Annotated in this window: 11 protein-coding genes and 1 pseudogene; 7 read left to right on the top strand and 5 right to left on the bottom strand. The window is 70.7% G+C overall.

Annotated features, from left to right (window positions below; genetic code table 11):
* Nucleotides 1-55: 55 nt before the first annotated feature.
* Nucleotides 56-268 (bottom strand): heavy-metal-associated domain-containing protein, encoded by a 213-nt coding sequence (locus Q5762_RS32565; protein ID WP_315895887.1) that lies wholly within the window; start codon nt 266-268, stop codon nt 56-58.
* A gap of 120 nt (nt 269-388) precedes the next feature.
* On the opposite strand from Q5762_RS32565, the gene Q5762_RS32560 reads away from it, so the two are divergent.
* A complete protein-coding gene (locus Q5762_RS32560) occupies nt 389-841 on the top strand; it encodes a heavy metal-responsive transcriptional regulator (protein ID WP_315895886.1) in 453 nt (150 codons plus the stop codon).
* A 216-nt stretch (nt 842-1,057) separates the two neighbouring features.
* Here the strand turns inward: Q5762_RS32560 and Q5762_RS32555 are convergent, their stop codons facing one another.
* The 4 genes from Q5762_RS32555 to Q5762_RS32540 form a co-directional block, all read right to left on the bottom strand.
* Nucleotides 1,058-1,459 carry an isoprenylcysteine carboxylmethyltransferase family protein gene (locus Q5762_RS32555; RefSeq protein ID WP_315895885.1) on the bottom strand — a complete coding sequence of 134 codons (402 nt, stop codon included), beginning with the start codon at nt 1,457-1,459 and terminating at the stop codon, nt 1,058-1,060.
* 223 nt (nt 1,460-1,682) lie between these two features.
* Nucleotides 1,683-2,186 (bottom strand): signal peptidase II, encoded by a 504-nt coding sequence (locus Q5762_RS32550; RefSeq protein WP_315895884.1) that lies wholly within the window; start codon nt 2,184-2,186, stop codon nt 1,683-1,685.
* A 3-nt stretch (nt 2,187-2,189) separates the two neighbouring features.
* Nucleotides 2,190-4,154, bottom strand: a complete 1,965-nt coding sequence (locus tag Q5762_RS32545; protein WP_315895883.1) for a cation-translocating P-type ATPase — start codon at nt 4,152-4,154, stop codon at nt 2,190-2,192.
* Nucleotides 4,147-4,548, bottom strand: coding sequence for a metalloregulator ArsR/SmtB family transcription factor (locus Q5762_RS32540; protein WP_315895882.1), 402 nt, complete (start codon nt 4,546-4,548; stop codon nt 4,147-4,149). The genes Q5762_RS32545 and Q5762_RS32540 overlap by 8 nt, the downstream gene beginning before the upstream one ends.
* A gap of 330 nt (nt 4,549-4,878) precedes the next feature.
* On the opposite strand from Q5762_RS32540, the gene Q5762_RS32535 reads away from it, so the two are divergent.
* From Q5762_RS32535 to Q5762_RS32510, 6 genes and pseudogenes are all read left to right on the top strand, one after another.
* Nucleotides 4,879-5,568 carry a response regulator transcription factor gene (locus tag Q5762_RS32535; RefSeq protein ID WP_315895881.1) on the top strand — a complete coding sequence of 230 codons (690 nt, stop codon included), beginning with the start codon at nt 4,879-4,881 and terminating at the stop codon, nt 5,566-5,568.
* A gap of 64 nt (nt 5,569-5,632) precedes the next feature.
* Nucleotides 5,633-7,051: a HAMP domain-containing sensor histidine kinase gene (locus Q5762_RS32530; protein WP_315895880.1), complete on the top strand. Its 1,419-nt coding sequence runs from the start codon at nt 5,633-5,635 to the stop codon at nt 7,049-7,051.
* Between the two features lie 222 nt (nt 7,052-7,273).
* Nucleotides 7,274-9,556: an MMPL family transporter gene (locus Q5762_RS32525; protein ID WP_315895879.1), complete on the top strand. Its 2,283-nt coding sequence runs from the start codon at nt 7,274-7,276 to the stop codon at nt 9,554-9,556.
* Nucleotides 9,557-9,826: 270 nt separating this feature from the next.
* A complete protein-coding gene (locus tag Q5762_RS32520; RefSeq protein ID WP_315895878.1) occupies nt 9,827-10,951 on the top strand; it encodes an acyl-CoA dehydrogenase family protein in 1,125 nt (374 codons plus the stop codon).
* A 197-nt stretch (nt 10,952-11,148) separates the two neighbouring features.
* Nucleotides 11,149-11,793, top strand: coding sequence for an SDR family oxidoreductase (locus Q5762_RS32515; RefSeq protein WP_315895877.1), 645 nt, complete (start codon nt 11,149-11,151; stop codon nt 11,791-11,793).
* A gap of 600 nt (nt 11,794-12,393) precedes the next feature.
* Nucleotides 12,394-12,670, top strand: a pseudogene (locus Q5762_RS32510) (MFS transporter); the annotation flags it as partial.

Here is a 12,670-nt window from a genome sequence, read left to right as displayed (position 1 = left end):
TGGCACCGGATGGCGCCCAGCAGCCGCCGGGCGCCGCTGGACTCTCCGGCAAGCGTCAGGAGGCGACCAGCTCGTACTCGCCGGCCTCGACGATGGCGGCCCGTACGTCCTCCGTCGCCAGCGGGCTGTCGCTGGTCACCGTGACCCGGCCGGAGGGGACATCGACATCGACCTTGCGGACACCGGGGAGGTCGCTGAGCTCCTTGGTGATCGCGTCGCCGCAGTGGCCGCAGGTCATGCCGGTGACCGTGTACGTGGTGTCGCTCATCTGACGCTCCTCGCTTGCGTGGGGCGACCGCCGGGATCCGCGGTCGTCGGTTGCAGGGGGACCCTGGAACACGCACAGCGTTACACTTCCAGCGCACTGGAAGTTCAAGTGGAGGGTGCGATGAAGATCGGCGAAGTGGCCAGGCTCACAGGCGCGAGCACGAAGACCATCCGTTTCTACGAGGACACCGGCCTCGTCCCGCCCCCCACCCGCACCCCCGGCGGCCACCGCGACTACGCCCCCGAGACCGCCGACCGGCTCCGGTTCATCCGCCGCTGCCAGGCCGCGGGCATGTCCCTCCAGGAAGTACGGCAGATCCTGACCGTCCACGACCGCGGCGAGAGCCCCTGCGGCCACGTCGGACGCCTGCTGGGAGAGCGACTGGACAACGTACGCGCCCAGATCGCCGAACTCGTCACCCTCGAAGCCCATCTCGAAACCCTGCTCACCCACGCCGAGCACGGCCAGCCGTCCGACCACGACAACGCCAGCGTCTGCTGGATCCTCGAATCCGAGCCGGCCGGAACCCCGGACGGCCGCAAGACGACAGCTGCCCCCTCACCCACGGGCTGACCCCCGTCGCGGGCGCCGAAATCCGGAATGACCCGACAGGCCCACAGGGGCCTGGCCCAGCCCTCGCACGCTGGTGACCGCAGCGACGAACAAGGGCGAGTTGTTCAACCGGTTCTCCCAGTGGGTCGGCTTCGGCAACCGCGCAGTCATCGCCGACGACAGGGACCCCTTCTGCCCTGGACACCTGGCCACCGAGGGATTTAGCCAGGCGCCTGATCAGCCCCGTCGCCGGCCGACGCCGGGCAGGAACCGGCCGGTGCGCGCGGCGTACTCCTCGTACGCGGTGCCGTGGATGCGGTGCAGGTAGGGCTCCTCGACGTACCGCACCTGGAGTTCCAGGCCGAACAGGAGCAGCACCAGGCCGGGCAGGGCGAGGAAGTTGGGCACGGTCAGGGCCAGGCCGGTCGCGAAGGCGAGGGCGGCGGTGTAGATCGGGTTGCGCACCAGGCGGAATGGGCGGTGGGTGACCAGGGCGGTGCGCTCGGTGGGATCTACGTCGTTGCGCCAGGAGGCGCCCATGGCGTTCTGGGCGCCGATGACGGCGGCGATGCCGAGCACGGCGATGACGGCGCCGACCGCTCGCAGGCCCGGCTGGTCCAGGACGGGTACCGCATCCACGCCCAGAAGTCCGGCCGCGGGTGCGGCAACCCGGTCAGGAGGCTGCCCGTGATCAAGGCTGCGCGGGCACATAGCTGGGCCGGGCCCGCCGCACGGGCCCGACGGACGCCGGTGTCCCCGGTGCGGCGGTACTGGACGACAATCCGGGCGACGCCGGCGAGCAGCAGGAACCCCGCGAACAGGGCGAGCGCGAGGACAGCCATGGCGTTCGCCCCTCCCGTCCTCAGGTGATGTCAGGTGCCTTTGCGTGCTCCTGGTCGGTGCGGCGCCAGGACAGGGCGACGACGGCGAGACCGCCGCAGACGATGAAGACGTCGGCGAGGTTGAAGGTGGGCCACCAGCCGGTGTGGAGGTAGTCGGTGACGACACCGTCACCGGCGCGGTCGATCAGGTTCGCTACGGCGCCGGCGAGGATGACGGCGAGCGCCGCGGTGGCGGCCTTCGACTTGGGAGCCGTGCGCCAGGCGGCCACGCCGATCCCGGCGGTGATCAGGGCGGTGAAGCCGATCACCACCCAGGAGGGCAGGGTGTCGCCCATGGAGAAGGCGACGCCGGGGTTGTAGGCCAGGCGCAGCTGGGCGAAGTCGGGGCCGACGGGTGCTCCGGCCAGGGTGTCCTGGGCCCAGGTTTTCAGGGCGAGGTCGGCTCCGGCCAGGGCGGCGGCGCCGGCCGCAAGGGCCGCGCGCCGCCGGGCCGCCGAGGACACGCGGGTGGATTGCTCGGACATGGTTCAGACTCCTGCCGCCGCCGGGACAGGCCGCTCGGCTGCTGTCGGTGCCGGCACCGGGGGCAGGGGGCGGGCGCGTCCGGCACGCACGCCATTGCCGATGACGACGATCTCGAAGAGTTCGTGGACGGCGACGACGGCGGCCAGGCCCATGACGCCGAATGCGGCGAGCGGGATGAGCAGGGTGATCAGGCCGAGGGACATGCCGACGTTCTGCAGCATGATCGCGCGGGAGCGGCGGGCGTGGTCGAGTGCCTGGGGAAGGTGGCGCAGGTCCTCGCCCATGAGGGCGACATCGGCGGTCTCGATGGCGACGTCGGTGCCCATGGCGCCCATGGCGATGCCGGTGTCGGCGCTGGCCAGGGCGGGGGCGTCGTTGATGCCGTCGCCGACCATCGCGACCGGCCGCGTCTCGCGCATGCCGCGGACAAGGGTGGCTTTGTCCTCGGGGCGCAGGTCGGCGTGGACCTCGGTGATGCCGGCCTGGGCGGCCAGGGCGGCGGCGGTGCGCTCGTTGTCGCCGGTGAGCATGGCCACCGTGTAGCCGGAGCCGTGCAGGCGGGCGACGACCTCGGCGGCCTCGGGGCGCAGTTCGTCCCGTACGCCGATGGCACCGATGACGTGTCCGTCGTATTCGACGAGGACGGCGGTGGCGCCGGCGTCCTGCAGGGCGGTGACATCGTCGGCCAGAGTGCCGGCCTCGATCCAGCCGGGCCGTCCCAGGCGGGCGGGGCGGCTGTCGACGGTGCCAATCAGACCGGCACCGGTGACCGCCTCCACACCCTCCGCCTGCGGGTACTCGGGGGCGGCGGCCAGGATCGCGCGGGCCAGGGGGTGCTCGCTGCGGGCCTCCAGCGCGGCCGCGATCTCAAGGACCAGCTTGTCGCTGCGGCCGTCGACCGAGACGGTTCGGATGACGGTGGGCTCGTTGCGGGTCAGGGTGCCGGTCTTGTCCAGCGCGACGGCGCGGATCCGGCCGAGGGCTTCGAGGGCGGCTCCGCCCTTGACCAGGACGCCGAGGCGGCTGGCGGCGCCGATGGAGGCGACCACGGTGACGGGCACGGAGATGGCGAGGGCGCACGGGGAAGCCGCGACCAGGACGACCAGGGCCCGCTCGATCCAGGTCTGCGGGTCGCCCAGGGCGCTGCCGGTGATGGCGATGATGGCGGCGAGGATCATGATGCCGGGAACCAGTGGCTTGGCGATCTTGTCGGCGAGGCGCTGGGCTGTGCCCTTGCGGGACTGCTCGGCCTCGACGATCTTCACGATGCGGGCGAGGGAGTTGTCCGCCGCGGTGGCGGTCACCTCGACCTCCAGCACGCCGGTGCCGTTGATCGACCCCGCGTACACCGCTTCGCCGACACCTGCTTCGACGGGGACGGATTCGCCGGTCAGTGCGGAGACGTCGAGTGCGCTGCGGCCGCTGCGGATCGTGCCGTCGGTGGCGAGGCGCTCGCCGGGCTTGACCAGCAGTACGTCGCCGAGCTTCAAGGTGGCCGGGTCCACGGTGACCTGTGCCCCGTCGCGCAGCACGGTGGCCTCGCTGGGCACCAGGTCCAGCAGGGCGCGCAGGCCGCGGCGGGTGCGGGCCAGGGAGTACTCCTCCAGGCCCTCGCTGATGGAGTAGAGGAAGGCGAGCATGGCCGCTTCCTCGACCTGCCCCAGGACGACGGCGCCGACGGCGGCGATCGTCATCAGCGTGCCGACGCCGATCTTGCCCTTGGCCAGGCGGCGCAGGGTGCCGGGCACGAACGTCCAGGCGCCGGCGGCCAGGGCTGTCGCGTTCAGGACCAGCTGGACCGTCTCCGAGCCGCCGGCCAGGCCGGTGATGAAGCCGGCCAGCAGGAACACTCCGCCGACCGCGGCCCACTGCAGTTCGCTGACCTGCCAGATCTTCTCCGGTGCGGCCTCTTCGGTCTCGGCACCGGTGCGCGGCTCGTCGCCGCTGCAACCGCAGGCGTCACCCATGGTCGTCCTCCTTGCGCTGGGTGGCCGCCGGGGTGCGGCCGTAGGTGGGGCACAGATCCACGGCCTCGCCCGTGGCGGCCAGCAGATCCTCGGCCGAAGCCAGCAGGTCCAGCAGCTCCGGGCGGGCCAGGAAGTAGAACGACGAGCGCCCCTCGGCCCGGGAGTCGACCAGGCCGCAGTCGCGCAGGCACGCCAGGTGCGCCGAAATCGTGGACTGAGCCAGGCCGAGCGCCCTGACCAGATCGACCACCCGCGCCTCGCCCTCGGCCAGGCGCATCAGGATCGCCAAGCGGGCCGGCTCCCCCAGGGAGCGGAACAGGGCAACGGCAGCCGACGGCGCCCCGCACGTCGTCGTGGTGGCCGACGGGGCCACCCCCGCACTATTCATCGTCATGGAACGATGATAGCGAACTCTGCCGATGCATTGACAAGGGGGAATCCCGATCGCAATGCACCAAGGTCCGAGGCGCACCGCGCACCTCACCTTCAGGGATGCCACCGAAGGGCAGCCGCCCGTGATGACGGGCAGTGAGCGGAGATGGCGACCATCCCCCGACGCCGCACCCACGACGGGAACGGCAGGAGTGCCCCCAGCTCACACAATGAAGCCGCAAAGGGCGCGAAAGTTACCTTCTGGTTTCATCGCCACGCGTCGATGATATCGCTAGGATCCGATATCGGAACGGTCGGCGGGGGGTCGGCCGCATCGCCTGTGGGGGTTGAGATGCACGTTCTGATTGTTGAGGACGACCAGAGGATCGCGGATGCGCTCGGGGAAGCCATGCAGCGGTTCGGCCACGACGTGACCAGGGTGGCTACGGGGCGCGAGGCACTGACGGCGGCGGAGAGGACCGAGTTCGTTCTGCTGGACCTGGGGCTTCCGGACTTGGACGGGCAGGAGGTCTGCCGCCGGCTGCGGGAGCGGTCGTGGGTGCCGATCATCGCGGTCACGGCCCGCGCGGAGGAGGTGGACCGGATCCTGCTGTTGCAGGCAGGGGCGGACGACTATCTGACCAAGCCCTACAGCATGCGCGAGCTGCTGGCCCGGATGGATGCCGTGGCACGCCGGGTCACCGGCCCCGCTACTGCTGCCGCTGGTGGCGAGTCCCGTGAGGACTGCTGGACTGCGGGCCCCTTGGTGTTGGACCTGCGGGCTCGTCAGGTGCGGGTTCATGGCGAGCCGGTGAGTCTGACGCGGCGCGAGTTCGATCTGTTGGCGGCCCTCGCGGCAGACGCGGGGGCCGTCCGTGCCCGTGAAGATCTGATCAACGAGGTATGGGACGCCAACTGGCACGGATCGACCAGGACGTTGGACGTCCATGTCGGTTCTCTGCGCAGCAAGCTCGGTGTCCGGGAGTGGATCGAGTCGGTGCGGGGAGTCGGGTTCCGCCTGGCGGTGGCTGATGCGGCCTGAGGGCGGCGACAGGGCGGGGCCGCGCGGCGGGCTCGCCGGGCGGAGCGGAAAGAAGGTCGGCAGCGTGCGGAGTCATCTGGTCGCTGCCCTGGTCGTGTTACCGACGGTGGTGCTGGTGGTGCTCGGGCTCCCGTTGGCGGCGGAGCGCGACGACCGGGCGGTGCGGCAGCTCACGCAGATCCGCACGCAGCAGGCACGGGAGATGAAGGACTTGGCCGCCGATGTGGTGCGCGGCGGCGACTCGGACAGGGCACGCAGGCACATCGCCGACTTCCAGGACCGTACCGGCGGACGGATCCAGGTCTATGACGCGGCGGGCCGGGCGTTACTGGGCGCGCTGTGCATTCTCTCGCCCGAGGAGCTGCGAGACGAGGAGCCGGTGCGAGCCGCGCTTACGGGTGACTTCAGAGACTCGGCGGAACAGCGGACGTCCTGGCAGGCGGCCGAGCTGGTGATCGCTGTCCCGGTCGTCCACGGCGGTGTGCTGGTCGGGGTGGTGGTCATCTGCTCGTTCCTCGACGACCTGCAGGTCAGCGTAGTAACGGCATGGGTCATCATCGCTGTCATCGCTCTCCTGGCACTGGCGGTGGCCGCCTTCCTGGCAGAGCCGCTGGCCCGGTGGATCTTGAAGCCCATCCGGTACTTGGAGCGGGCCGCGCTGGATTTCGCCGCCGGGGACCACGATGCGCGCGTACCGGTGGACCTGGGGCCGCCGGAGCTTCGGGTGCTGGCCGAGACGTTCAATCACCTGGCACAGCAGGTCCAGCACCAGGTGCAAGTTCAGCAGTCGTTCGTCGCCGACGCCAGTCATCAGCTGCGCTCGCCGCTGGTGGCGCTGTCCTTGCGTCTGGAGAACCTGGAACCATACGTCGACGAGGACGGCTCCGCGCGCCTTGCCCAGGCATTGGCGGAGGCGGAGCGGATGCGGCGCATCCTCAACGCCCTGTTGCTCCTGGCTCGTTCGGAGAGCCAGGAGCAACCCGCTCACCCGGTCGACGTCCTCGCGGTGCTGGAGGAGCGGGTGGCGTCCTGGCGGACGGTGGCCGCCCCCTGTGCCGTCGGCATCGACATCGTCGAAGGGTGCGAGCCGCTGGGCGCGGCGATCCCGGGCACGCTCGACCAGATCCTCGACGTCTTTCTCGACAACGCTGTACGCGTCTCCCCGAGTGGCAGCTCGATCCGTCTACGGGTGGTCGCCGACGAGGGTGTCGTGGCGGTTCAGTGCCAGGACCAGGGGCCCGGCATGAGCGCCGCGGATCGCTCGCGGGCCTGCGACCGGTTCTGGCGCGGCCCCGATGCCGAACCCGGCGAGGGCTCTGGGCTGGGGCTGGCGATCGCAGCGAGTCTGGCGCGCGCCAACGGCGGCGAGGTGCTGCTGGAGCGCGCCCCCGCCGGCGGCCTGCATGCCGAGGTACAACTCCCCATCTGGCAGCCGGACCTCGCCCTTTCGGGTCCCGCCGCGCTCGAGTCGAGCCGGAGGTGATCTTGTGCCCCTTCTTGCACGTGCCTTGTATGTGCGCTGCCGCTCTGCTGACCTGCGGCTCTCTACGCTGACGCCGTTGCCCGCAGCGTTCGGCACTCTCTGCGCGCGCGGATGAATGTGGCAGGCGTCCCTGCCCGTCCGGTGGCCACCTGTGTTCGCCGGCCCTTGATCTCTTACATCTGCCGGCCCCGTCGTGGGCCGCACTCACCCCTAGGAGGAGGCGTGGGAACCCGACCCGCTGCCCGCACCACCGTGACAGCCGAACCCGCCAGCCCTGCTCCGCCACCACCGCCCCCCGCGCGAGGGCTCGCGCGCCTGGGCACATGGCTCGCCCGGCGGCGGGTGCTGGTGCTCCTTCTCACCCTGGCCGCACTCGTGTTCGCGGTTCCGTTCGGCTCCGACGTGGAAAGCCGCCTCTCCGAGGGAGGTATCACCGCCCCCGGCTCGGAGGCAGCGCGCGCGGATGAGCTGCTCAACACCCGGTTCGAAGGCGGTTCCCCGCACTTGGTGTTCATCGCCAGAGCCGCCGGTTCCGTCGACGCAGCCGATGCCGCGAAGGAGGGCCAGGCGCTGACCGACCGCCTGGCCAAGGAACCGGGCGTGGTGCAGGCCGCTTCGTACTGGTCTCTGGGCAACGCCGAGGCGCTGAAGGCCAAGGACGGGACGTCGGCCCTGATCATGGTGCGTCTCGCCGGGGACGAGGACCAGGTCCGCAAGCACGCCAAGCGTGTGATGCCCACCGTCATCGGCGAGCGCGGGCCACTGAAACTGACCGTCACCGGGGCCACCGCGGTGCGCATGGAGATCGAGAAGCAGAGCGAGGAGGACCTGGTCAAGGCCGAGATGCTGTCCGCTCCTCTGGTCCTGATCATCCTGCTGCTGGTGTTCGGCAGCGTGGTGGCCGCCAGCACCCCGCTCGCCGTGGGCGTGCTGGCCGTGATCGGCTCGTTCGTCGTCCTGCGGCTCCTGGACATGGTGGTCCAGGTCTCGGTGTTCTCGGTGAACATCACCACCGCACTGGGGCTCGGCCTGGCCATCGACTACAGCCTGTTCATCGTCACCCGCTTCCGCGAGGAACTGGCAGCGGGACGCGAGGTGCATCCGGCCATCGCCGAGACCATGCGCACCGCCGGCCGCACCGTGCTGTTCTCCGCACTGACGGTGGCCCTGTCGCTGTCGGCGATGCTCGTCTTCCCCATGTACCACCTGCGCTCCTTCGCCTACTCGGGGATCGCCGTCGTGGCTCTGGCCGCACTGGGCTCGGTCATCGTCCTGCCCGCGCTACTTGCCGTACTCGGCCGCCGGGTGGACGCCTGGAACGTACGGTGGTGGCGCCGCAAGTCGAAGAACAGCGGCGCACGCAGCGACCGCGAAGGGTTCTGGCACCGGCTGGCGATGGCCGTGATGCGCCGCCCGCTGCCCTTCGCCCTGACCGTGGCCGCGGTACTGATCGCGCTCGGAATCCCGTTCCTGCGTGTCGAGTTCGCCGACAGCGACGACCGGGTCCTGCCCACCAGTTCTACCGCCCACCAGGGCGCGCAGGTGCTGCGCGAGCAGTTCGACAGCCAGGAAGGCTCACCCATCGCTGTCGTCCTGCCCGACCTGGACCCCACGACGGATTCCGAGAAGGTGGCCGCCTACGCCACCGCTCTGTCGAAGCTGCCCGACGTGACCCGGGTGGACGCCGCGACCGGCTCCTACAACGCGGGCCGTGAAGTGGCCCCGCCCAGCGAGCTCTCCCAGCGGTTCGCCGCCAAGGACACGGCATCCGGCACCTGGCTGTCCGTGACCTCCGACACCGAGCCGTACTCCGAGCGAGGCATGTCCCTGGTCTCCACCGTGCGGGCCGTGCCCTCACCGTCCGAAAGCCTGGTCGGCGGGCAGGCGGCCTTGCTGGTGGACTCCAAGGACACTCTGGGCGACAAGCTGCCCTGGGCGCTGGGCATCATCGCCGCTTCCACTCTGTTGCTGCTGTTCCTGTTCACCGGCAGCCTCCTCATCCCGCTCAAGGCCATCGTGCTGAACCTCCTCAGCCTCACCGCCACCTTCGGTGCCATGGTCTGGGTCTTCCAGGAAGGGCATCTGCGCTGGCTGGTCGGCGACTTCACCGTCACCGGGGCCATCGACATCGACACACCGGTGCTGATGTTCTGCGTCGCCTTCGGCCTGTCCATGGACTACGAGGTCTTCCTGCTCTCCCGGATCAAGGAGGAGTACCACCGCACCGGCGACAACGTCTCCGCGGTCGCGTGGGGTCTGGAGCGCACCGGCCGCCTCGTCACCGCCGCGGCCGTCCTGGTCGCCACCGTCCTGCTGGCGTTCGCCACATCCGGGCTCACCCCGCTGAAGCTGCTCGGGGTGGGTCTGGCACTGGCCGTCATCGTGGACGCCACCCTGGTGCGGGGCATCCTCGTGCCCGCCTTCATGCGCCTGGCCGGCCGAGCCAACTGGTGGGCCCCTCGCCCCCTGGCCCGCCTGCACAAGCGCATCGGCCTCGACGACTGACTCCCGCCCGCCCCTCAGCAGCTACCTGCCGCCCCGGTGTCATCAACGACACCGGGGCGGCCTTGTGTCCGGGCATCCCTCCGGCGGCCGAGTTCAAGGAACGACACATTCCCCTACACGCGAAATCCTGTTCGGCAGCTGCATATGCGTTGCACGGGTTCTGCATGGCCTGTTCGTAGCGTCTTGGGTGTCGCCTCAAGCACGGCCCAACCAGCCTGCGATGGGCGGCAGTTCGGCGATCAGCACACGACACTGTGGGGGAATCCGGGGATGAAGTTCCTGCACCGCGAACGCGCCGCTCTCGAGACGGTGATGCCCGGACTGGACCAGCAGCTGGCCGGATACCCGCTCATGGACCTGGAGAGCGCCGGCGGGCCGGGGCTGGCCGCCTTCACCAAGGCCGGCGGGCCGGCGCTCCTGGTCCCCGCCGAGCACGGGGGCCACGGCGCCGACCTCCTGACGGCCGTACGGGTGCAGCGCGCGATCGGGGCCCGCTCCCCGTCGCTGGCCGTGGCCACGACCATGCACCACTTCTCCGTCGCCTCCCTGGTCGAGGCCGCTGCCCTGAGTGACGGCCTGGAGTGGATGCTGCTGGCCGCCATCGCCAAGGACCGACTCCTGCTCGCCTCCGGCTTCGCCGAAGGCCGCACCGGCCAGGGCATCCTCTCCCCCAACCTCACCGCCCGCACGGAGGGCGAGAAGGTGTGGCTGAGCGGGTCGAAGAAGCCATGCAGTCTCGCCCGGTCGATGAACCTGCTCACCGCCTCCGTCACCCTGCCCGGCCCCGACGGCACACCTCAACTCGCCATCGCCCTCATCCCCGCGGAAGCCCCCGGAGTGAGCGTACGGCCGTTCTGGGGCAGCCCGATCCTGGCCGCAGCCGAGAGCGACGAGGTCGTCCTGGACGACGTGGAAGTGCCCGCCGAACTCCTGGTGCGCACCGACGTCACCAACGACGGACGCCTCGACCACCTGCAGACCGTCGGCTTCGTCTGGTTCGAGCTGCTGATGACCGCCGGCTACCTGGGCGCTGCCTCCGCGCTGGTCGAACGCACCCTCGCGAACACCAAGGTCGACGCTGCGGTGCGCGCCGAGGCCGCCACCGCCCTGGAGGCGGCCGTCCTGGCTGTAGAGGGGCTGGCCGCGTCCACCGAGCCGATCGGGCAGGACGCCCTCGCGTCCGCCCTGATCTGCCGCTACGCCGCCCAGGACGCGATCAACCGGGTTCTCGGGCTGACGATCGAGGCCCTGGGCGGCATGGCCTTCATCTCCTCCGGTGACATCGCGTACCTGAACTCCGCCTGTCGTGCGCTGGCGTTCCACCCGCCCTCGCGGGCCCGCATGGCCGCGCCTCTGGTGGACGCTCTGGCGGGCGATCCGCTGCGCATCCCCTGAGCCCCCCTCGGTCCCACCTGCTCTGCTGCACCGCCCCGCTCCGGCGTCCGCCGGGGTACGGGGGCGGATTCCGCGGCGCCCCCTTGCCCTCCTGTGGGCCGGGGCGCCGATACCCCGCGCCGCCCTCCCGACTCGGACCCTCGGCGGCTCCTGTCCTCTCGTACGCGCAATCCTGCCCATCCGTGAGGTGCTCGCTCGTGTCTAGTGCTCCCACCGTCCTGCTCACCGGCGCTTCCGGCGTGATCGGTACGGCGCTCCTTGCCGAACTCTCCGACTGCCACGTCATCGCCCTCATCCACCGCACCACCGTTCCCGGTGCCGACGAGCTGCTCGTCGGCGATCTGACCGCACCACTTCTCGGCCTGGACCCGGCCGTGTACAGCGACGTGGTGCGACGGGTGGACGCCGTCGTCCACTGCGCGGCGGTCACCGACTTCTCCAGCGGCCCGGAGGCCACTCACGCGCTGAACGAAGCGGGCACACGTCAGATCGTGCGGCTCGTGGCCGACGCGGACGCCGTGCTCTATCACGTCTCGACCGCGTTGGCCGAGCCTGCTCGGGGAAAGATCCACGGCCTCAGCCAGATCCTGCAGCCGCACCGGGCCGCCCAGCAGGGACTGCGTACGGCCGATGGCGCGGCGTACTGCTGGGTGACCTGTGCGCACCGGGCACGGCCCGCCTCCCAGTGCGCGAAGTGCCTCCTGGCCGACTCGATCCTGCCTGGACGCCTCGGCCGCTTGCCGAGCCGGCCCCGCTGCGGCGGCCCACGCGCCGAGGCGATCTCGCTGCTCGCCCGCGAAACAGTCCTGAAGGGTCCGAGGAGTCCGTCCGGGTCGCAGTAGACGAAGACGGCCGTGGCTCCTGGACCGTGAACGACGTGAACAGCCCTCGTGGGAATCAACGCGGCCCGCACCGCCAGGCGCTGCCCGTACATATCCCCCAGTACCACTTCCCCCTCCGTCACCACCATCAGCTGTACCGCGGCGTGCGAGTGAAGACCCGTGACGCCGACCCGGCCAGCGAACGTCAGGCATCCGGGCTCGAGCGTCACGGCGCCGCACCAGGCAGTGGTCTTCGAGTGCCAAGCGCTCACGGCCGGGCCGGAAGGACACGCAGCGGCAGAGTACGGCTCCTGCTGGTTACGCGTATGGGCCGTGCCGGTCGCGAACTCGGAGGCTGTCTTGGAACGGCTCACCGCGATCACCTCGGTCAGTCAGCGAAGGCTGGGGCGTCAGACCCCGGCAACGCTGTTCTTCCCACCCTCCGCTCCGTCCACGAGCGACTATCCGCCAGATCTCCAACCAGCCTCTTCCGAGTGAACCTCACGGCCAACCACTTTCGAGTACGCCCTGTCTCAACCTCCTCCGCAAGGGCCCGACTCCAAGGCATCCTCGAGACCCGCACCGGCAAGCGATCTGTGGGGCCAGACCGTCTCATGAGACATGCAGAACGCGGAGAAGTCGCTCCGCCGGATCCGGTGCGACCCGCGCTTCCAGGGACGGATGCAGGCGGCCGGCACCACGGTGACCGCCGGAAGCCGCCCCCTGGCCGCCGCGACCGCCGGAGCCCTCGCGCTCCTCCTCGACGTACGGGCCGTCCTCGCCGTAGGCGCGCTCCTCCAGGTCGTGCCCGTGGTCCTGCTGCCGACCTCCCCCGTCCGAGCCCTGCGGGACATGCCCGCCCCGCCCGACTCCCCGGCCGTGCCGCCCGCCCGTGAAG

It is taken from the genome of Streptomyces sp. P9(2023), assembly GCF_032436795.1.
Classification (GTDB): domain Bacteria; phylum Actinomycetota; class Actinomycetes; order Streptomycetales; family Streptomycetaceae; genus Streptomyces.
Note: the sequence above shows the minus strand (reverse complement) of the source record. Positions and strands in the feature narration are given on the sequence as shown.

Excerpts from the sequence above, each read along its gene's own strand:
- Q5762_RS32545 (WP_315895883.1), bottom strand. The coding sequence starts at position 4,154 with ATGGGTGACGCCTGCGGTTGCAGCGGCGACGAGCCGCGCACCGGTGCC.
- Q5762_RS32540 (WP_315895882.1), bottom strand. The coding sequence starts at position 4,548 with ATGACGATGAATAGTGCGGGGGTGGCCCCGTCGGCCACCACGACGACG.
- Q5762_RS32535 (WP_315895881.1), top strand. The coding sequence starts at position 4,879 with ATGCACGTTCTGATTGTTGAGGACGACCAGAGGATCGCGGATGCGCTC.
- Q5762_RS32550 (WP_315895884.1), bottom strand. The coding sequence starts at position 2,186 with ATGTCCGAGCAATCCACCCGCGTGTCCTCGGCGGCCCGGCGGCGCGCG.
- Q5762_RS32520 (WP_315895878.1), top strand. The coding sequence starts at position 9,827 with ATGAAGTTCCTGCACCGCGAACGCGCCGCTCTCGAGACGGTGATGCCC.
- Q5762_RS32560 (WP_315895886.1), top strand. The coding sequence starts at position 389 with ATGAAGATCGGCGAAGTGGCCAGGCTCACAGGCGCGAGCACGAAGACC.
- Q5762_RS32565 (WP_315895887.1), bottom strand. The coding sequence starts at position 268 with ATGAGCGACACCACGTACACGGTCACCGGCATGACCTGCGGCCACTGC.